This is a genomic window from Aeromonas sp. R1-1, assembly GCF_040908495.1.
GTDB lineage: Bacteria > Pseudomonadota > Gammaproteobacteria > Enterobacterales > Aeromonadaceae > Aeromonas > Aeromonas veronii.
In genome coordinates, this window is the sequence record NZ_JBFODV010000014.1 from 1 (window position 1) to 17,333 (window position 17,333).

18 protein-coding genes and 1 pseudogene are annotated in these 17,333 nt (G+C 59.0%); 9 read left to right on the forward strand and 10 right to left on the reverse strand.

Annotated elements, in window-relative coordinates:
- The 5 genes and pseudogenes from AB5Y92_RS00495 to AB5Y92_RS00515 form a co-directional block, all read right to left on the reverse strand.
- Window positions 1-112: pseudogene (locus AB5Y92_RS00495) on the reverse strand (type IV pilus biogenesis/stability protein PilW); the annotation flags it as partial.
- A 123-nt stretch (window positions 113-235) separates the two neighbouring features.
- Complete coding sequence (locus AB5Y92_RS00500) at window positions 236-1,000, reverse strand: hypothetical protein (RefSeq protein WP_005337161.1); 765 nt, start codon at window positions 998-1,000, stop codon at window positions 236-238.
- A 191-nt stretch (window positions 1,001-1,191) separates the two neighbouring features.
- Window positions 1,192-1,917: an oxygen-insensitive NADPH nitroreductase gene (gene nfsA, locus AB5Y92_RS00505; protein WP_113740687.1), complete on the reverse strand. Its 726-nt coding sequence runs from the start codon at window positions 1,915-1,917 to the stop codon at window positions 1,192-1,194.
- 71 nt (window positions 1,918-1,988) lie between these two features.
- Window positions 1,989-3,554, reverse strand: a complete 1,566-nt coding sequence (locus tag AB5Y92_RS00510) for an AbgT family transporter (RefSeq protein ID WP_042055621.1) — start codon at window positions 3,552-3,554, stop codon at window positions 1,989-1,991.
- Between the two features lie 143 nt (window positions 3,555-3,697).
- Window positions 3,698-5,650, reverse strand: a complete 1,953-nt coding sequence (locus AB5Y92_RS00515; protein ID WP_013723827.1) for a bifunctional diguanylate cyclase/phosphodiesterase — start codon at window positions 5,648-5,650, stop codon at window positions 3,698-3,700.
- A gap of 861 nt (window positions 5,651-6,511) precedes the next feature.
- On the opposite strand from AB5Y92_RS00515, the gene AB5Y92_RS00520 reads away from it, so the two are divergent.
- From AB5Y92_RS00520 to AB5Y92_RS00530, 3 genes are read left to right on the forward strand one after another with little or no spacing between them, the layout of a single operon-like run.
- A complete protein-coding gene (locus tag AB5Y92_RS00520) occupies window positions 6,512-7,450 on the forward strand; it encodes a LysR family transcriptional regulator (RefSeq protein ID WP_005337171.1) in 939 nt (312 codons plus the stop codon).
- A gap of 54 nt (window positions 7,451-7,504) precedes the next feature.
- Window positions 7,505-8,527, forward strand: a complete 1,023-nt coding sequence (locus AB5Y92_RS00525) for a response regulator (RefSeq protein WP_047438363.1) — start codon at window positions 7,505-7,507, stop codon at window positions 8,525-8,527.
- Window positions 8,528-8,535: 8 nt separating this feature from the next.
- Window positions 8,536-8,967: a PAS domain-containing protein gene (locus AB5Y92_RS00530; RefSeq protein ID WP_005337175.1), complete on the forward strand. Its 432-nt coding sequence runs from the start codon at window positions 8,536-8,538 to the stop codon at window positions 8,965-8,967.
- A gap of 89 nt (window positions 8,968-9,056) precedes the next feature.
- Here the strand turns inward: AB5Y92_RS00530 and ltaE are convergent, their stop codons facing one another.
- The 3 genes from ltaE to AB5Y92_RS00545 form a co-directional block, all read right to left on the reverse strand.
- Complete coding sequence (gene ltaE / locus AB5Y92_RS00535; protein WP_368225122.1) at window positions 9,057-10,076, reverse strand: low-specificity L-threonine aldolase; 1,020 nt, start codon at window positions 10,074-10,076, stop codon at window positions 9,057-9,059.
- A gap of 112 nt (window positions 10,077-10,188) precedes the next feature.
- Window positions 10,189-10,890 (reverse strand): short-chain dehydrogenase, encoded by a 702-nt coding sequence (locus tag AB5Y92_RS00540; RefSeq protein WP_113740683.1) that lies wholly within the window; start codon window positions 10,888-10,890, stop codon window positions 10,189-10,191.
- An 87-nt stretch (window positions 10,891-10,977) separates the two neighbouring features.
- A complete protein-coding gene (locus tag AB5Y92_RS00545) occupies window positions 10,978-11,385 on the reverse strand; it encodes a helix-turn-helix transcriptional regulator (protein WP_005351138.1) in 408 nt (135 codons plus the stop codon).
- Window positions 11,386-11,532: 147 nt separating this feature from the next.
- Between AB5Y92_RS00545 and AB5Y92_RS00550 the strand changes: the two genes are divergently transcribed.
- A complete protein-coding gene (locus AB5Y92_RS00550) occupies window positions 11,533-12,432 on the forward strand; it encodes an aldo/keto reductase family oxidoreductase (protein WP_309507130.1) in 900 nt (299 codons plus the stop codon).
- Between the two features lie 70 nt (window positions 12,433-12,502).
- Here the strand turns inward: AB5Y92_RS00550 and AB5Y92_RS00555 are convergent, their stop codons facing one another.
- Together AB5Y92_RS00555 and AB5Y92_RS00560 are read right to left on the reverse strand one after the other, a co-directional pair.
- Window positions 12,503-12,784: an RNA-binding protein gene (locus tag AB5Y92_RS00555; RefSeq protein ID WP_005337180.1), complete on the reverse strand. Its 282-nt coding sequence runs from the start codon at window positions 12,782-12,784 to the stop codon at window positions 12,503-12,505.
- Window positions 12,785-13,000: 216 nt separating this feature from the next.
- On the reverse strand, window positions 13,001-13,543 hold the full coding sequence (locus AB5Y92_RS00560; RefSeq protein ID WP_368225124.1) for a hypothetical protein: 543 nt from the start codon (window positions 13,541-13,543) through the stop codon (window positions 13,001-13,003).
- A 106-nt stretch (window positions 13,544-13,649) separates the two neighbouring features.
- Between AB5Y92_RS00560 and AB5Y92_RS00565 the strand changes: the two genes are divergently transcribed.
- The 5 genes from AB5Y92_RS00565 to AB5Y92_RS00585 all read left to right on the forward strand — a co-directional run.
- Window positions 13,650-14,420, forward strand: coding sequence for an amino acid ABC transporter ATP-binding protein (locus tag AB5Y92_RS00565; protein ID WP_368225126.1), 771 nt, complete (start codon window positions 13,650-13,652; stop codon window positions 14,418-14,420).
- Window positions 14,413-15,210 (forward strand): amino acid ABC transporter permease, encoded by a 798-nt coding sequence (locus AB5Y92_RS00570; RefSeq protein ID WP_368225128.1) that lies wholly within the window; start codon window positions 14,413-14,415, stop codon window positions 15,208-15,210. Before AB5Y92_RS00565 ends, AB5Y92_RS00570 begins: the two co-directional genes overlap by 8 nt.
- A 2-nt stretch (window positions 15,211-15,212) precedes the next feature.
- The gene (locus AB5Y92_RS00575) at window positions 15,213-16,034 is read left to right on the forward strand and encodes a transporter substrate-binding domain-containing protein (RefSeq protein WP_335843156.1); all 822 of its coding nucleotides are present in this window, start codon (window positions 15,213-15,215) and stop codon (window positions 16,032-16,034) included.
- On the forward strand, window positions 16,034-16,939 hold the full coding sequence (locus AB5Y92_RS00580; RefSeq protein WP_368225130.1) for an amino acid ABC transporter permease: 906 nt from the start codon (window positions 16,034-16,036) through the stop codon (window positions 16,937-16,939). The genes AB5Y92_RS00575 and AB5Y92_RS00580 overlap by 1 nt, the downstream gene beginning before the upstream one ends.
- A partial coding sequence (locus AB5Y92_RS00585; RefSeq protein ID WP_368225132.1) for a penicillin-insensitive murein endopeptidase occupies window positions 16,933-17,333 on the forward strand: 401 nt, incomplete at its 3' end. The genes AB5Y92_RS00580 and AB5Y92_RS00585, both read left to right, overlap by 7 nt.

A 17,333-nucleotide genomic window follows, 5' to 3' on the forward strand; every position in this document is an offset into this window, starting at 1 on the left:
ATGCCGGCTTGTCCATCGCCTGTGCCAGCCGAAGTCTCAACCAGAGACTCTCCTCGTTCTCGTCTGACACATCGGCAAAACGGGCGAGGTAGGACCTGCAGGGTAGCCGCCCGATAACAGAGGTGATCGACCGTTGGCCGGGAAATTGTGACGCCAGTGGCGGCCAGTTCTGCCAACAGCTGAGAAACAAATGGGGCCATTGGCCCCAGTGTGGAATCGAGTGGGTGGGACATGCTTACCATTTCTTCTTGGGTTGAAACAGGACATCGAGCTCGTCGGCTTCCTTGTCCTTGATGTTTTGCAGATCCTGCGCGCTATTTTGCTGCTGCAGCTCTTCAAGCTCCTTGAGCCCCTGACGCATATCTTCTTCACGGGCCAGCAGATAGGGATCCTTGTCGCCCACGCTCGCCATGGCCGACAGACCCTTGGTATAGAGCTGGCGGCAAGTACCATATTGGCCCTGAATGCGGGCATCCATCGCCCGCTTGACCAGATTGGAGATGTTGATCTTGAGCTGCATCAGCTCGAGGCGGCGCTCTTCCTGGGCAAATCCCTGAGGGTCAATCTTGCCCTTGTTGTGCTCGACTCGCAGCACGGCCCGCATCTTCTTGACCAGCTGCAGCATCTGGATCGCCTGACGATCGGACTCCGGGGTCTTGAACTGCCCCTCATCCTGCACGCTGTAGTTCTCCTGCACATTCTTGATCTGGGTCTGTACATCAACGATGCGTTGCTTGATCTGATTGTTGGGCATCACCTGGGCGATGGCGCGATAGGCATCGAGGATCCGGTGCTGCAACAGCAACACCATGTTCTTGGAGAAAGGCACCAGATTGACGTTCAGCAACACCTCTTCGGTCTCGTCGGCCACCGTCTTGTGTCTGGCAACGGCGTGACGCTTGTCCGCCTCTGCCTTCTGCTTATATTGCTGCACCACGTTATAGGCGATAACCAAAAACAGGAGTGCGCCAATAGACAGCAATACCAAAGTTAAAATCATAGGATGTCCAAACCCCTGTTCCTATCCAATTGCGTGATCCTACAACAGCTTACCCACTTAAGGTAGCCTGCAGATCCCCCCTTGCCCACGATTTGTCACCAAGCTGTGCCCCCGGTCTCAGGGAGAGATTGCAGGATCAGGGGATGATGACCATGACGGTCACCTCCCCATAGTATCGCCCATCAGTGCCATTACTTGAGGTTAAAGCCCCGCGATTGCAGGAATCCCAGCATGAAAGGGCGGGACTCCTTGCCCAGAATGGCGCGGATCTGGCCGCTCCAGGTCTGCTGCTTGTTGTTGCTGCTACGGGCCTGATAGTAGTCCGCGATCTGCTGATCGTACCGGGCCAGCAGGTCGCGATCCAGCTCGTGCTGGTAGCGCTCCTGATGCACCACCAATCCCCTGGGCAGACGGGGTTTCTGCTCCGGCTGCTGGGCAGGATGACCAAGGCAGAGGCCAAACAGCGGGATCACCTGATGGGGCAAGCCGAGCAGTTCGCTCACCTCGGCCGGATGGTTGCGAATGCCGCCGATATAGACCCCGCCCAGCCCCAGCGACTGCGCCGCCAGCAAGGCGTTTTGCGCCATCAGGGCGCCGTCGATGGCTCCGATCAGCAACTGCTCCGCATAGCCGGTCTGGGCCTCGGGCACGATCTGGGTGTGGCGGTGGTAATCGGCGCAGAACACCAGAAACTCGGCCGCCTGCACCACATAGGGTTGATTGCCCGACAGCATGGCCAACTGCTGACGCGCCTCGGGCTCGCAGACTCGCACAATACTGGTCACCTGCAAAAAGCTCGAGGTCGAGGCGGACTGGGCGGCGGCGAGGATGGCATCCAGCTGCTGCGGGGCAATCGGCTCGGCAGTGAACTGACGAATGGAGCGATGGGAAAGGATAAGATCGATGGTCTGATTCATGGCACCTCCAAAATGAGGTAACACCATAGCGAAAAAAACGAGGGAGCCCAAGGCTCCCTCGCACACCCAGCTTAAGGGGCCGGATAGACGTAAGGGGCTTGCAACCCGAGCGGGAAGCCGAGCGCCCAGTAGAGCAGCAGGAAAATCGTCCAGCTCACCAGGAAGGCCAGCGAGTAGGGCAGCATCATGGAGACCAGAGTACCGATCCCGGTGCTCTTTACATACTGCTGGCAATAGACCACCACCAGCGGGAAGAAGACCATCAGCGGGGTAATGATATTGGAAGCAGAATCCCCGACCCGATAGGCCGCCTGGGTCAGCTCGGGGGAGATCCCCACCGCCATCAGCATGGGTACCAGGATCGGGCTGATCAGCGCCCACTTGGCCGAAGCCGACCCCACCACCAGATTGACGCTGGCGGTCAGCAGGATCATCCCGACGATAGTCACCTCACCGGGCAGCGCCAGCGCATGGAGCACTTCGGCACCGGAGAGGGCCAGCAGGGTGCCCAGATTGGAGTCACCAAACGCCTTGATAAAGAGCGCGCAGAAGAAGGCCATCACCATGTAGGAGCCCATCTTGTTCATGGTGGCCGACATGGCATCGATCACATCCTTGCCACTCTTGAAGCTGCCTGCGACAAAGCCGTAGACAATCCCGGGCAGGATAAAGAGCAGGAAGATTAGCGGCACAATGGACTTCATCACCGGCGCGGCGAAGGTGGTCAGCGAGCCATCGGCAGCACGCAGCGGTGAATCGCTCGGGGAGAGCGCCAGCGCCAGCAGCACAATAGCCGCCAGCATGGCAAACCCGGCCCAGTTGAAGGCCCGGCTCTCTTGCGCGCTGTAGCGCCCCATCTCGTCGGCACTCTCCAGATCCTCGTTGAGCGCCACATGCTTGAGGCGCGGCTCCACCACCTTTTCGGTGACGAACCAGCCGACGCAGATGATCAGCAACGAAGAGGCACCGGTAAAGATGATGTTGCACAGGGTGTTGACCATGTAGTCAGGATCGAGCAACTGAGCGGCGGACTGGGTAAAACCCTGCAGCAGCGCATCCCCGCCGGAGGGCAAGAAGTTGGCGGCAAAACCGCCGGAGACACCGGCAAAGGCAGCGGCGATCCCCGCCAGCGGATGGCGTCCGGCAGCGTGGAAGATGATGCCACCGATGGGGATCACCAGCACATAACCCGCATCTGCGGCGGTATGGCTGACGATCGCTACCAGGATCAGCATGGGAGTGAGAAAACGGGCAGGCGTCACTTTCAGCAACTTTTTCAGACCGGTATTGATAAAACCGGACTGCTCGGCCACCCCGACCCCGAGCATGGCTACCAGCACGATCCCCAGCGGGGCAAAGCCGGTAAAGGTCGTGACCATGGTAGAGAGAAACTCGGCCAGACCGGCACCGGTCAGCAGGTTGTTGACCACTACCGCCTCCCCAGTACGGGGGTTGACCAGATCAAACTGGAATTGTGACAACACCCAGGAGCCGACCCAGACGATCAGCAAGGCGTAGAGGAACAGCATGGCGGGGTCGGGTAATTTGTTCCCGGCTTTCTCGACGCCATTGAGGAAACGGTTTAGCCAACCTTTGGGAGGGCTGGCCGGACGGTCATTGACAGCAGCATGACTCATTATTGCGATACTCCTTTCCCTAGAAACGAGGTCGCATGCTAGCAATTCCAGCCAATCCGTCTCATGACCGATCGCAAAAGAATGATTAATTTTGATTAAATATTGCGGAATAAAATTCCAAGTTGTGGCCTAACGCACACTTGTTACTCTGCCATTACGGCATCTAGCAGTGGATAACGCCCGACCTGGCACTCCACCACAAAACCGCTCGCCTCGACTTGCGCCACAGTCAGCGGCTTGCTGAACAGATATCCCTGGAACACATGGCACCCCTGGGTCTGCAGGGCGGCCAGCTCGTGAGGCTCCTCCACCCCTTCCGCCATGATCCCCAACCCCAGATTGGTGGCCATGGCCGCAGTCGCCCGGATCACCGGCAAGTTGAGGCCGACCACGAAGGAGCGATCCAGCTTGATGTTGTTGATCGGCAACCGGTTGAGATAGGCCAGCGAGGAGTAGCCGGTACCGAAATCATCGATGGCAATCTTGATCCCCTGTTCGCTCAAATCGTCGAGAATGCCGAGGCACCCCTTCATATCGAGCATCAGTACGGTTTCGGTCAGCTCCAGCGTCAACAGGGAGGCATCCACCCCGTGCAGCTCCAGCTGCTGGCGAACTTGCCCGGGCAGCGCCGACGAGAGCTGGAAACCGGAGAGGTTGACGGAGACCGGCACTCGCTGATGGAAGCGCTTCTGCCAGCTGGCGACCTGTGCCAGCGCGGTGGAGAGCACCCAGCTGCCGATCTCGCGGATCAGCCCCATCTCTTCGGCCAGCGGGATAAATTCCACCGGCGAGACATGGCCGAGCACCGGGTTGTACCAGCGCAGCAGTGCCTCGTAACCGATCAGACGCCGTTTGGCGGCATCGACCTGCGGCTGGTAACAGAGGCTCAGCTCCTGACGGCCGATGGCCTTGGCCAGAAACTGTTTGAGATTGAGCTTGCGCTGCAGGGTCTGTTGCATGCTGGGGGTGAAACGCTGCCAGCGCAGCCGCCCCATCTGCTTGGCCTGATACATGGCCATGTCGGCACGGGTGATGAGGTTGTCCCCGTCATCCGCATCATCGGGATAGATGGCGATACCGATACTGCCGCCGATGGTCACCTCCGGCAGCCCGCTCAGTTGTAGCGGCTTGGTCATCTGGGAGAGCATCTGATCGGCCACCTCTTGCGCCCGATCCCCCTGATTGCCCAGCGGCACCAGTGCTGTGAATTCATCGCCACCGAGGCGAGCCAGCTCCACATCCCGCGGGCAGATCTGTTTGAGGCGACCGGCGACCCGCTCCAGCAGGCGATCTCCCGCCTTGTGGCCGTAGTTGTCGTTGACCAGCTTGAAGTTGTCCAGATCCATGAACACCAGCGCGAAACGCTCCCCCAGCCCGCAATAGGCCTCAAGGGATTTCATCAAGCCATAGCGATTGAGCAGGCCGGTCAGGGAGTCGTGCCAGGCGAGGTGGCGATGCTCCAGCTCTTCGAGTTTGCGATCGGTAATATCCCGCATGGTGAGCAGAATGCGGGCCCCCTGCTGGATATAGCGGAACTGATACTGGAACCAGCGCATCCCCTTGAGGGTACGGCACTCCCCCTCGGTCACCACTTCATCGAGACGGGAGAGCTTCTGGTAGAAGCTGTCATCATTGCCGGAGAAAACCTGGGAGAGCTTGGCGATCTGGTGGCCGAAACACATTTCGAAGTGATAGTTGCCACTCTCGAACACACCATGGCTATCGAACAGGCAGGCAAGGGTATCGCCGGTTGCCAGCGAGGACTCCTGATAGAGGGTATCGGAGTCGAGCACAGCTTCGGTCATCATCATCAGCCGGCCAGCCAGTTGAATACCGGAGAGGCGCAGATAGATCTGCTTCTTGACCCCCTTTGGGGAGAGGGTCCACCACTCGTTGTAACTGCGCCCCTGCTGAAAATCACCCAGATAGCGCTGCAGCAGCAGATCGATGGCGGTTGCCATATCGGCAGAGAAGTCGCGGGAGCAGAGTTCGTCGAGAGACGTCGCCTCCCACACGGAGAGCGCGGCGCTGTTTGCCCAGAAAATATGGTGATGCTCGATGTCATAAACCCAGATCGGGGTATGCAGAACATCCATCGTCTTCAGTAACCGTTCGTCAAGCGTATTCATCTGGTCAAGGTCATTCATGCTGGATGGTCACTGGTTAACCGGAAAACAGATCTGGCAAACCGCTAGCTGCAGAATGCAAGGTGCAAATACCTCTCGGCCATTATCCCTTTTCACATAGCCAAGAGCGGACAAAACTATTTCAGATATCAACAACAGGGCAGCCTGTACGGCAATACTACAAAGGACTCAGCCAAGGACCCTGTTAATCCAGGCAAATCATATAGTCGATTTTTAACTTTTTTCCCCAGTAAAAACAAGCACTAAGAGCTATCCACTCGAGACCTTGAAAGAGCAATTGCATATTTGCTGCGATAAATTTGTTATTAACATTTAAATCAATGGTGGAAATAGTCATCACTCTCTGTCACAAAGCTTCCATTAATTAACCAAGCGGATGGATAAACAGCCAAAAAAACGCCAAAACGGACAAACATAGTTCACTAAGGCGGAATTGATATACCCCAAATTCATTTTTCAACAGGCAATGAGCAAAACCCGAATATATGATCTGCATCACATTGGCTGTGGATGGCAAACCACCCCGGCTGAGTACGCAGAGCAACCCAGATTCCTTCCATCAGATTGCAATATCGGCCTTCGCCCGCGGTTATAGCGGAACAAATCAGGAAATATGGCAAACATCACTGCCGCAGTACCATTTGGCATCGTGCCGAAATAATCACCAGCTCGGGGAAACTGAGATGACGGGCGGGTGGATAACTGGTATCAACAGAAATCGAATCCAGATCAATTAAACGCTGAATTACCCTTGCCAACCCGGAACGCTCTTTTTATGGTTGCCCCCTTGTTACACCCAGAACAGCGTTTATGAAGCACATCGAAGAGTTCTACCTGTTCGTCAAGGTGGTGCAAGAGGGAGGATTCTCCCACGCTGCAGCCGCACTGGGCATGCCAACAGGCACCATCAGTCGACGCATTTCCCAGCTGGAAGAGCAACTGGGTTGCTCCCTGCTACATCGCTCTACCCGCAAGCTCCGCCTGACCGATGATGGCCTCAGATACTACGAACGTCTCTGCACGCCACTCGCGCAAATCGAGCAGGCCACCAGCGAGATCCAGGGGCAAGAGGCAGACATCACCGGGCTTATCCGGATAGCTGCGCCGATCGCACTCTCCAACACCATCCTCATCGATATGCTGGCCGAATTCGGGCTGCACTATCCCGAGGTACAGTTCGATATCACCCAGACCAATGATCACCAGCACCTGTTCGACAATGATAGGGATCTGGTGTTCTTCAACGGTGAGCTGCCCCAGTCGCTGCCCAATGCGATCTGTCTCGGCCATATCGAGTACGGCCTGTTTGCCTCACCACTCTATTTGACCAAGAAGGGCACTCCCTCCCATCCCAACCAGCTGGAAGAGCACGATCTCATCTACTGCTGGCCTCACCAGCACTGGCAGCTGACCGACAAGGATGGCCAGAGCGTCTGCATCAAACGCAGCGCCAAACTGACCGTCAACCAGACCCAGGCCGCGGTACGCGCAGCCCGGCGTCATCTGGGGATCGTCAACGCCCCGCTGCATTATCTGAGCAGCTTCCTCCATGACGAGCAGCTGGTGCCGGTACTGACCGACTGGCAAACCGGCAATCGCCCCTTCTACATGTTGTGTTGCCAGCACCAGTTCGCTCCGTTGCGTGTTAAGATGTTCGTTGAATTTGTTGAAAAATACTCAGCACGCTATCGCAATCGGCAGTGGGACAACCAATTTTCACAAGGTGATAGCCTCACCCATTGCATCTGACCGTTAGCGGGCCACACTTATAGCATCCCTTGCCAACAGAGCCTGCCTAACGCCATGAATGTATTGATATGTGATGACTCCGGGTTCGCCCGCAAACAGCTGGCGCGGGCGCTCCCGGCCGACTGGAAAGTCGATTTGCACTACGCAGCCAATGGTCTCGAAGGGATCGAACAGGTGCTGATGGGTCATGGCGATCTCATCTTCCTCGATCTGACCATGCCGGAAATGGACGGTTATGGCGTGCTGGAGACCCTCCAACGGGAGGGTCTGCGCAACAAGGTGATCGTGGTCTCCGGGGATATCCAACCAGAGGCCTATCAACGGGTCATGGGGCTAGGGGCGCTCGATTTCATCAAGAAACCTGCCGCCCCAGAAACCCTGCTCGCCCTGCTCAAAAAGCATGATTTCTGGAGTGCCGCCCCAAGCGGTCAACCAAGCGCCCCCGAGCAGCAACCAAACGGCGTTGTAGCCGATGCAGGCGTCAAGATCACCCCCGAAATCCGCGATGTCTATCAGGAGCTGGCCAACGTCTCCATGGGTCAGGCGGCCGACTTGCTGGCCCGTCTGCTCAACGCCTTCGTGGTGCTGCCCATCCCCAACGTCAACGTGCTGGAGGTTTCCGAGCTGCACATGGCCCTCTCGGCCGCTGCGGATTCAGATACCCTCTCCGCCGTATGTCAGGGTTTTATCGGAGCGGGGATCGCCGGCGAAGCGCTGATCCTGTTCCATGACTCCAGCTTCAAAGATTTAGCCAAGCTGATGAACCATCAGGGGACGCTGGATCGCACCGCCGAACTGGAGCTGTTGATGGATACCGCCAACGTGCTGATCGGCGCCTTCCTGCGCGGCTACGCCAACCAGCTCGACACCCCCTTCAGTCAAGGGCACCCGGTGGTGCTCGGCCAGCACAGACCCATCAACGAGCTGATCAACACCAACAAGAGTCGCTGGCGCCGCACGCTCGCCATCGAGATCAACTACCGGATCCAGGATTACGCGGTGCAGTGTGATCTGCTGCTGCTGTTTACCGAAGATTCCATCGCCACCATGAACAACAAAATCATGCACATGCTCTAGGAGTGACTATGGAAATCCGTGAATTTCATTGGCTGATGAACATAGTCCAGAACCTGGACGTAGGCCTGGTGGTGCTCGACAAGGAGTACAAGGTTCAGGTGTGGAACGGCTTTATGGAGAGCCACAGCGGCCGACTGGCCAGTGACGTGCGCGATGGCGTACTGTTCGAGCTCTTCCCCGATGTGGACAGAGCCTGGTTCGAACGCAAGGCCAACATGGTCTTCAAACTCAACAACCGCGCCTTCAGCACCTGGGAGCAGAAGCCCTATCTGCTGCGTTTCTCCAACTATCGCCCCATTACCGGCTCGGCCCCCCATATGTTCCAGAACCTGACGCTGGTGCCACTGGCCGATTTCGGCGGTCAGGTGACCCACATCGCGGTGATGATCTACGACGCTACCGATGAGGCCATGCTGATGAGCGGCCAGCGGCAGGCTTGAGCTTGCAGCAAATAACAGAGGGCGCCGCGGCGCCCTCTGTTATTTCGGTATGAACAGGTCTTGGTATAACCTCTACCTCACCAGCCGTCTCAACGCGCCCCGAGATACTCGGTGAAGGCGTCGATCACCTCTTCAATATCGTCATCGTTGATTTGCAGATGGGTCACCAGCCGCAGCTCGCCGTAACCGGAGAAGAGGATCCCCCGCTCCTTCATAAAAGCGAGCAGAGGGGCAGACTCCCCCTCACGCAGCCGCAGGAACACCATGTTGCTCTGCACCAGCGAGAGGTCGAGCTCGATGCCCGGTAGTGCAGCCAACCCTTCGGCCAGCCGTTTGGCACGGCGGTGATCATCGGCCAGGCGGGTCACATGCTGCTCGAGGGCAAACAGACCGGCTTGCGCCAGAATCCCCGCCTGACGCATGCCACCTCCCAGCATCTTGCGTAGGCGGCGCGCACGGGCGATGAAATCGTGGCTGCCCACCAGCAGCGAGCCCACCGGTGCCCCCAACCCCTTGGAGAGACAAATCGAGATGCTATCAAATGGAGCGGCGATCACCTCGACCGGGGTCTCGCTGGCCACGGCGGCGTTAAAGAGCCGGGCGCCATCGAGATGAAGCTTCAAGCCGCGCTCGGCAACGAATACCCCCATCTCCTGCAGATAGGAGAGTGGCAGCACCTTGCCGTTGTGGGTGTTCTCAAGGCAGATCAGGCGAGTCTGGACGAAGTGGGCATCATCAGGGGCCAGCGCAGCATTGATATCATCGAATGCCAGCGTGCCATCGCGCTGCATCGGCAAGGGTTGCAGGGCTACGGAGCCCAGCACGGCACTCCCCTGCGCTTCATAGCGATAGATGTGAGCGGCGTTGCCGAGGATAGCCCCCTCACCGCGCTGACAGTGGCTCATCACCGCCAGCAGGTTGGACATGGTGCCGGACGGCACAAACAGTGCCGCCTGTTTGCCCAGCAATCTGGCCCCATAGGCCTCCAGCGCGTTGACGCACGGATCTTCACCATAGACATCGTCACCGACTTCGGCGTGGAGCATGGCTTGACGCATGGCGTCAGTAGGCTGGGTGACGGTGTCACTTCGTAAATCGATATAGCGCATGAGATCCCTCCTGAAACAGGAGAGTGACGTTAGCCATGCACCCCTCGCTTGGCAAGGGGCGCATGAGCAGAATGTGAAGCCAATAGACGTCCATAGAACCCGCAGGCGGGATTTACCAAGGCAGCGGCTGACCGTTGAGATCCAGTAGCTGACCCGATTGGGTCAACGATAACCCCTTGATGAGATTGAGCAGTTTCACCGCCACCTCGGCAGGCTCCTGCAATTGCTCCGCAGGCAACTCGCTCAGAAAGGGGGTGTTCATCGGGGAGTCCATCAAGCCGGGCGCCACCGCCACCACCCCTGCTTGTGGGAAACGTTGCGCCCACTCGAGGGCCAGAGTTTTCACCCCCATGTCGAGGGCCGCCTTGCTCATCCGGTAGCTGTAACGCCCCCCCTCCAGATTGGAGGTGATGGAGCCCGCCAGATCGGAGATGGCACAGAGCCACAGCGGATGGTCATTGCCCATCAACCGACTGAAACGGGCAGCCAGCGCCAGTGTTGGCCAGGCATTGGCCAGCAGGCTGTCGCACAGCCACTTGGGGTGCACTTCTTCGACCCGCCGCTCTGGCATAAAGCTGACATCGTGCAACAGGCCGATGGTGTTGATCACCACAGTGGGAAGCGGATCGGTGTCGTAGAGGGTAAACAGGGCGTCGAACGAGATGGCGTCCACCTCTTGCAGCGGGAAGAAAGCCCCCATCTCGATCCCTTTTGGATAGGTGCGCCCGGCCAGCAGGAAGGACTCCCCCCTTGCCATCAGCTCTCTTGCCAGCGCCGAGCCCAGCGCACCGCTTCCGAGGATCAAGTAGCTCATCGCCCATTCCATGGAGAGTTATCTTGCTTAGAGCGTATCAGAATAATCACCCGGCCGTGACACGACCAAAGGGTAATATGCCCCTCATCACGCTTCCCCCAGATGGCGACCAAACTCCCGCGCCAGCGCCAAGTCGAGAAAACCGTCTGCTTTCTTGTGGGTGCGCAAAAACTGGTAATAGGCGAGCAGGGTGACCAGTGCCTCCTCATCGGGCAGCCCCACCCCGGGTTGCTGCTCGCCCAGCAGTAGCTGCGCCGCTGCCAGCGCCTCCCTGTCTACCACTTCCGCCTGACGGTAGAGATAACCGCAGCCGGTTGCCAGCCACTCCAGCGAGCAGTTGGCCCCCATGGCGATCTGGTTGGCCCGCGCCAGGCCAGGCTCGGCTCCCTTCAAATATTTGCGGATCAGCGCTTCACTGAGCCCCACCTTGCGGGCAAACGCGCTCACGCTCATCTCCCCGATCAGGCTCTGCAAGCGCTCGGCAAATCCTTCCATCCAACTCTCTCTCCTACTCTGCGATCAGAACCAAAGTTCGAATCATGCCACTGCCCATTATTGCTTTGCCAGCCACATGAGGCCAAGATGCCCGCAGTCATCTATGTTGCACATCGTTTTCGCATCGTGTTTTTCAAGGAGTCAACCATGTCTGTATCCCGTGTCGCCCTGCATCCGCAAGGCCCCACCTTCTCTCGCCTCATCATGGGTTACTGGCGCCTAATGGAGTGGCAGCTCTCTCCGGCCGCTCTGCTCGATCTGATGAAATATCATCTGGATCTGGGGGTCACCACTATCGATCACGCCGATATCTATGGTGGCTACCAGTGCGAAGAGGCCTTTGGTCACGCCCTGCGCCTCGAGCCTTCCCTGCGCAGCCGGATGGAGATCGTCACCAAGTGCGGTATCGCCCTCACCGCCAAGCCGGAGCATGCTCTCAACCACTACAACACCGGCAAGGACCATATCATCGCCAGCGCCGAGGCCTCGCTGCGCAAGCTCGGCACCGACCATCTGGACCTGCTGCTGATCCACCGCCCGGATCCCCTGATGAACGCAGATGAAGTGGCCGACGCCTTTATCACCCTGAAACAGGCGGGCAAGATCAAGCACGCCGGGGTATCCAACTTCACCGCCCGTCAGTTCGAGCTACTGCAATCGCGCCTCCCCTTCCCGCTGGTCACCAACCAGCTGGAGATCTCGCCGCTTCATCAGGAAGGGACCCTCGATGGTACCCTGGATCAGTGCCAGCAGCTTGGCATCAAGCCGATGGCCTGGTCATGTCTCGGCGGCGGCCGACTGTTCAGCGATGACGCCTATGCCCCGCTGCGTGCCGAACTGGAACAGATCCGTCAGGAAGTGGGCGCCCAGACTATCGAGCAGGTGGTCTACGCCTGGGTAATGATGCTGCCAAGCCAGCCGCTGCCATTGATTGGCTCCGGCAAGCGGGAGCGGATTGCTGCCGCCGTGGCCGCCGAATCCATCGGGCTTAACCGCCAGCAGTGGTTCCGCATCCGCAAGGCGGCGCTCGGTTACGACGTCCCCTGATAACAGCAAAACGTCCAGAAACAAAAACGGCATGGGGGAAACCCATGCCGTTTTTCATTACCGAGGCACCTTAGCGGTGGCGCTGTTGCGGGCGACCACGGGGAGCATCTGTCTTCGGTTTGGCCTGGTTGACGGTGATGGTACGGCCACCGACTTCTGTGCCATGCAGACCAGCGATGGCCTTTTCGGCATCACCATTGACCGGCATTTCAATAAAACCAAACCCCTTTGACTGGCCGGTATCGCGGTCGATGATGATATCAACCTTGTCGACCTGTCCAAACTGGCTGAACAGGGTTTTCAGTTCGTCGGCCGTCATCCGGTACGACAGATTTCCTACGTAAATCTTCATGCCATCCACTCTCGATTCAAGGTGCCTTCTCTATGCAATTCCCAGCATAACGGTAAGGGCACAACCCCTATGCCGGACCTGCCATGGCTTCATGCCGTGGCCTTCTCCACACTGTCGTCAAGTGATTGATCTCTTGGGGTAACAGTGCAGACAAGATCAATTCGAGTCACTGGCAGTATCTGAGCTTTGCCGGGAATTGTCGAGAAAATAGTCGACTCAGGCCGATTGCAGATCTGACAACCGTTGCGCCAGCATCCGGCGACCGTGCCAGGCCCGTTTAAAGCCGAAGCGATAGACCGACGGGCTCACCAGATGCAGCTCCCCCGCCTTGAGATCCAGCAAGGCCATGGCCGCCGCCAGCTCCTCTTCACTCAGTTGCAGATCGAGGCTGAAGTCGAGCCACTGGCCGTCGTGGCCAACTCGCCGCTCCCGTTCAAGCGCCACCAGCGTGCTGCGGGGCAGCGCCAGCGCCTCATCCTTGTTGCCATTGAGCAAATAGATATGCTGTTCATCCCACCCCAGCTCCGCCAGGCGCCAGGGCTGCCAGCTGCGAGGCAGCGACACCATGATCCCGGTGATGCCACCAAAGACCACGCCTACCCAGTTGAGCAGCGCCATGGCGCCCCAGCCATCCCACAAGGAGGCCTCCACCACGCCCCAACTCACCAGCAACAGCAGAAAAATGACGCAGCGATAGCGCACCGCTGGCGGCATCAACAGCTGCACCTGCGAATCGGCAAGCAAGGATGTAATACGCATGAAAAGCTCCTGTCATCACGAAATGGCGCCATTGTGAATAGCCATCAGGATGCTGACAAGGGGGTTTTCTTTGTCATCCCCCTATAAAATCAATACCATGGCGTAAATGATTCTCAGTGGAACCCGCTTCTTGACCAACTCGCAACCCTGTGTGCGCTTTTGTGGCGTCGACAAATTCTATGGCGACTTTCAGGCTCTTCATCACATCGATCTCACCATTGAACGGGGAGAGAAGTGGGTCATCTGTGGCCCGTCAGGCTCGGGAAAATCGACCCTGATCCGCACCATCAACGGGCTGGAGGGGATCGATGGCGGCCAGCTATTCCTGTTTGGCGAGCCGGTGACCCCCGCCTACCTGCGTCGCCTGCAAGGTCGGGTTGGCATGGTGTTTCAGCAGTTCAACCTCTTCCCCCATATGACGGTGCTGGAAAACCTGATGGTGGCGCCGGTGCATACCCTGGGGTTGCGCCCTCAGGAGGCCAAAGCCCGGGCGCTCGGGCTGCTCGAGCGGGTGCGCATTCAGGCGCAGGCCGACAAGTACCCCCACCAGCTCTCCGGCGGCCAGCAGCAGCGGGTCGCCATCGCCCGCTCCCTCTGCATGCAACCCGAGCTGATGCTGTTTGACGAGCCCACCTCCGCCCTCGACCCCGAGATGATCCGCGAAGTGCTCGATGTGATCCGCGAGCTGGCTGACGAGGGGATGACCCTGATCTGCGTCACTCACGAGATGGGCTTTGCCCGTCAAGTGGCGGATCGGGTGCTCTTTATGGATGAGGGGAAAATCATCGAGTCGGCCCCGCCCGCCCAGCTGTTCAACGCCCCTCGTCACCCGCGTACCCGGGCCTTCCTCGAACAGGTGCTCAGCTATCATGGCTAGGCTCAATCGCCCCCGCCTGCTCGGCTGGTTGTCAGGCACTGTGATGCTCTGTGCGCTACTGGGCTGGGCGCTCTATAGCGGCGCTCGCCAGATGGGCTATGAGTGGCAGTGGCCGCGGGTGTTGCCCTTTCTCGGCGAATGGGATGAGGGAACCTTTTATGCCGGCCACTTGCTAAACGGCCTGCTGGTCACTTTGCAGGTGGCGCTGCTCAGTCTGCTGGGCACTCTGGCGATCGGGGTGTGCGTGGTCAGCCTGCGGCTGGTCCCCTCCCGGCTCGGCCCCTGGCTCGCCATCGCCTATCTGGCGCTGGTGCGCACCACGCCCCAGCTGGTGCAACTCTATATTCTCTATTTCTTGCTTGGCCCCATGCTGGGATTGGCCCCCCTTGCCTGCGCCGTGTTGAGCCTCTCCCTCTATCAGGGTGCCTTCACCGCCGAGGTCTTGCGTGCAGGCGTACAGGCCATTCCCAAAGGACAGTGGGAGGCGGCCCACTCTCTTGGCTTGTCGCGAACCATCACCCTGCGCAAGGTGATCCTGCCCCAGCTGGTGCGCATCACCTTGCCGCCGCTGACCAACGAGCTGGTCTCCCTTATCAAACATTCGGCGCTGGTGAGTGTGATCGCCATCTTCGATCTGACCAACGAAGGGCGTACTCTGGTTGCCGATACGTTTCTGACCTTTGAGGTGTGGTTTACCGTAGCTGCCCTCTATTTGCTGTTAACCCTGACGCTGTCAGCCTGTTCGCGGGCGCTGGCCCGTCACCTGAATCCGGATCAACAAGGACGCTAACCATGAATCTGTCATTCAAGACCACCCTGTCGGGCGCTGCCCTGCTACTGACAAGCCTGCTCACTCCGGCACTGGCACAAACTGCCCCCTCCGACACCCAGGCACAGATCGAGCAGAGCGGTACCCTGCGGGTCGGCATGTCCACCTTCGCCCCCTGGGCGATGCGCGACAAGCAGGGGGCCCTGATCGGTTTCGAGATTGACGTGGCCCGTCGCCTCGCCACAGATAACGGCTGGCAGGTAGAGTTCGTGCCTACCGCCTGGGATGGCATCATCCCCTCCCTGTTGGCGAAAAAATATGACGTCATCATCGGCGGCCTCACCATCACCCCCGAGCGGGAGAAGAGCGTGCGCTTCACCCAGGCCTACTCCCATTCGGGGGTGCAGCTGGCCGCCTCCAGCACCCTGGCCAAAGAGAAGAAAACCGCGGCGGACTTCAACCAGCGCGGGGTGATCCTGGCGGTACGTCGTGGCGCCTCACCGGTACAGGTGGCAAAAGAACACTTCCCCAAGGCCACCCTGCGCCAGTTTGATGACGAGTCACAGGTATTTCAGGAGGTGCTGAACGGCCGCGCTCACGGCGCCCTCTCCTCTTCCCCGAAACCCGAGCAAGAGGCGCTGCGCCACCCCGATGCCCTCTTTATGCCGTTTGCCGAGCCGTTGGCACAAGGCGATGAAGGCTTTGCCCTGCGCAAGGGGGATGATGCCCTGGCTGAGCAGTTCAACGAGTGGATCGCCGCCCGTCAGGCCGATGGCTGGCTCAAGGCGCGCCATGACTACTGGTTCAAGTCGCTGGCGTGGGAAGCGCAGGTCGCCAACCCCTGATGCTGATTGCTCTAAAAGAGACCATCCGACGCATCGTCCGTGGGCCATGTCGGAACATCAACTGGCTGGATGGGGCAATCGCCCTGATCCTGCTGCTGGCTGGCCTCTGGCTGGCCAGCCGTTTGCACATCGGGGTAGCCTATCAGTGGCGCTGGCATGAAGCCTTCGACCTGCTGTTCACCCCCGGCCCTCACGGCGAGTTGCCCTACTTTTTCAGCGGTCTGCTCACCACCTTGCGCATCGCCCTGCTCGGCATGGTGCTGGCGCTGCTGCTCGGCACTGCGCTGGGGGTAGCCGCCTTCAGCCGCCGCCCCTGGCTGGTGATGCCCGCGACCCTGTTTATCCAGCTGATCCGTAATCTGCCGCCGCTGGTCTTTATCTTCATCTTCTACTTCTTTATCGCCAACCAGCTGCTGCCTGCGAGCGGCCTCTCCCGCTGGCTCGGCACCGTATCACTCTCCCCATGGCAAGAGGCGCTGTTTGGCCCACCTGCCCGCTGGGAGAACCTCATCTCAGGCACCCTCTGCGTTGGCATGATCAGCGCAGCCTTCGTCGCCGAGATCGTCCGCGCCGGGCTTGCCGCCATCCCCCGTGGCCAGTGGGAGGCGGCGCAGAGCCTCGGACTCTCCCCCTGGGTGCGGCTGCGCCATGTGATCCTGCCGCAGGGCATGCTGCTGATGTTGCCCCCCCTCACCGGTCAGCTCATCGCGCTGGTGAAGGATACCGCCATTGTTTCCCTTATCTCGGTGCAGGAGCTCACCTTCGTCGGTACCGAGATGGCCAACTCCAGCGGACTGGTCTACGAGATCTGGCTGCTGGTAGCCGCGGCCTATTTATTTATATGTTTGAGTCTGTTCGTATTGCTGAGCCGACTCGAAGCAAGACAAGGAGCACGCACATGCTGACGTCCCTGTTGCTGGCGACTGTATTGCAAGCGGAAGCCATCGGTGGTTATGCCGCCGGTTGCCTGAAAAACGGCGTATCCCTGCCCCTTGAAGGGCCGGGTTATCAGGTGATCCGCACCAAGCGGCTGCGCTACTACGGCCACCCCGACCTCATCCACTATCTGCAAGCGCTGGCCAACCAGACCCGCATGGCCGGGCTGCCGGATCTCTACATCGCTGATCTGGCGATGGCCCGGGGCGGCCCCTTTACCTCTGGCCATCGCAGCCATCAGACCGGACTTGATGCCGATATCTGGTTTCGTATGGCCAACCGCCCCATCAGCAAATGGGAGCAGGATGCCCCCAAGGAGTGGGCGCTGATCGACGAACCCAGCTACAAGATGTTACCGGGCCG

Excerpts from the sequence above, each read along its gene's own strand:
- AB5Y92_RS00555 (WP_005337180.1), bottom strand. The coding sequence starts at position 12,784 with ATGAAGATTTACGTAGGAAATCTGTCGTACCGGATGACGGCCGACGAA.
- AB5Y92_RS00510 (WP_042055621.1), bottom strand. The coding sequence starts at position 3,554 with ATGAGTCATGCTGCTGTCAATGACCGTCCGGCCAGCCCTCCCAAAGGT.
- AB5Y92_RS00525 (WP_047438363.1), top strand. The coding sequence starts at position 7,505 with ATGAATGTATTGATATGTGATGACTCCGGGTTCGCCCGCAAACAGCTG.
- AB5Y92_RS00550 (WP_309507130.1), top strand. The coding sequence starts at position 11,533 with ATGTCTGTATCCCGTGTCGCCCTGCATCCGCAAGGCCCCACCTTCTCT.
- AB5Y92_RS00520 (WP_005337171.1), top strand. The coding sequence starts at position 6,512 with ATGAAGCACATCGAAGAGTTCTACCTGTTCGTCAAGGTGGTGCAAGAG.
- AB5Y92_RS00575 (WP_335843156.1), top strand. The coding sequence starts at position 15,213 with ATGAATCTGTCATTCAAGACCACCCTGTCGGGCGCTGCCCTGCTACTG.
- AB5Y92_RS00570 (WP_368225128.1), top strand. The coding sequence starts at position 14,413 with ATGGCTAGGCTCAATCGCCCCCGCCTGCTCGGCTGGTTGTCAGGCACT.
- AB5Y92_RS00540 (WP_113740683.1), bottom strand. The coding sequence starts at position 10,890 with ATGAGCTACTTGATCCTCGGAAGCGGTGCGCTGGGCTCGGCGCTGGCA.
- AB5Y92_RS00530 (WP_005337175.1), top strand. The coding sequence starts at position 8,536 with ATGGAAATCCGTGAATTTCATTGGCTGATGAACATAGTCCAGAACCTG.
- AB5Y92_RS00500 (WP_005337161.1), bottom strand. The coding sequence starts at position 1,000 with ATGATTTTAACTTTGGTATTGCTGTCTATTGGCGCACTCCTGTTTTTG.
- nfsA (WP_113740687.1), bottom strand. The coding sequence starts at position 1,917 with ATGAATCAGACCATCGATCTTATCCTTTCCCATCGCTCCATTCGTCAG.
- AB5Y92_RS00580 (WP_368225130.1), top strand. The coding sequence starts at position 16,034 with ATGCTGATTGCTCTAAAAGAGACCATCCGACGCATCGTCCGTGGGCCA.
- AB5Y92_RS00565 (WP_368225126.1), top strand. The coding sequence starts at position 13,650 with ATGATTCTCAGTGGAACCCGCTTCTTGACCAACTCGCAACCCTGTGTG.
- AB5Y92_RS00515 (WP_013723827.1), bottom strand. The coding sequence starts at position 5,650 with ATGGATGTTCTGCATACCCCGATCTGGGTTTATGACATCGAGCATCAC.
- AB5Y92_RS00545 (WP_005351138.1), bottom strand. The coding sequence starts at position 11,385 with ATGGAAGGATTTGCCGAGCGCTTGCAGAGCCTGATCGGGGAGATGAGC.
- ltaE (WP_368225122.1), bottom strand. The coding sequence starts at position 10,076 with ATGCGCTATATCGATTTACGAAGTGACACCGTCACCCAGCCTACTGAC.
- AB5Y92_RS00560 (WP_368225124.1), bottom strand. The coding sequence starts at position 13,543 with ATGCGTATTACATCCTTGCTTGCCGATTCGCAGGTGCAGCTGTTGATG.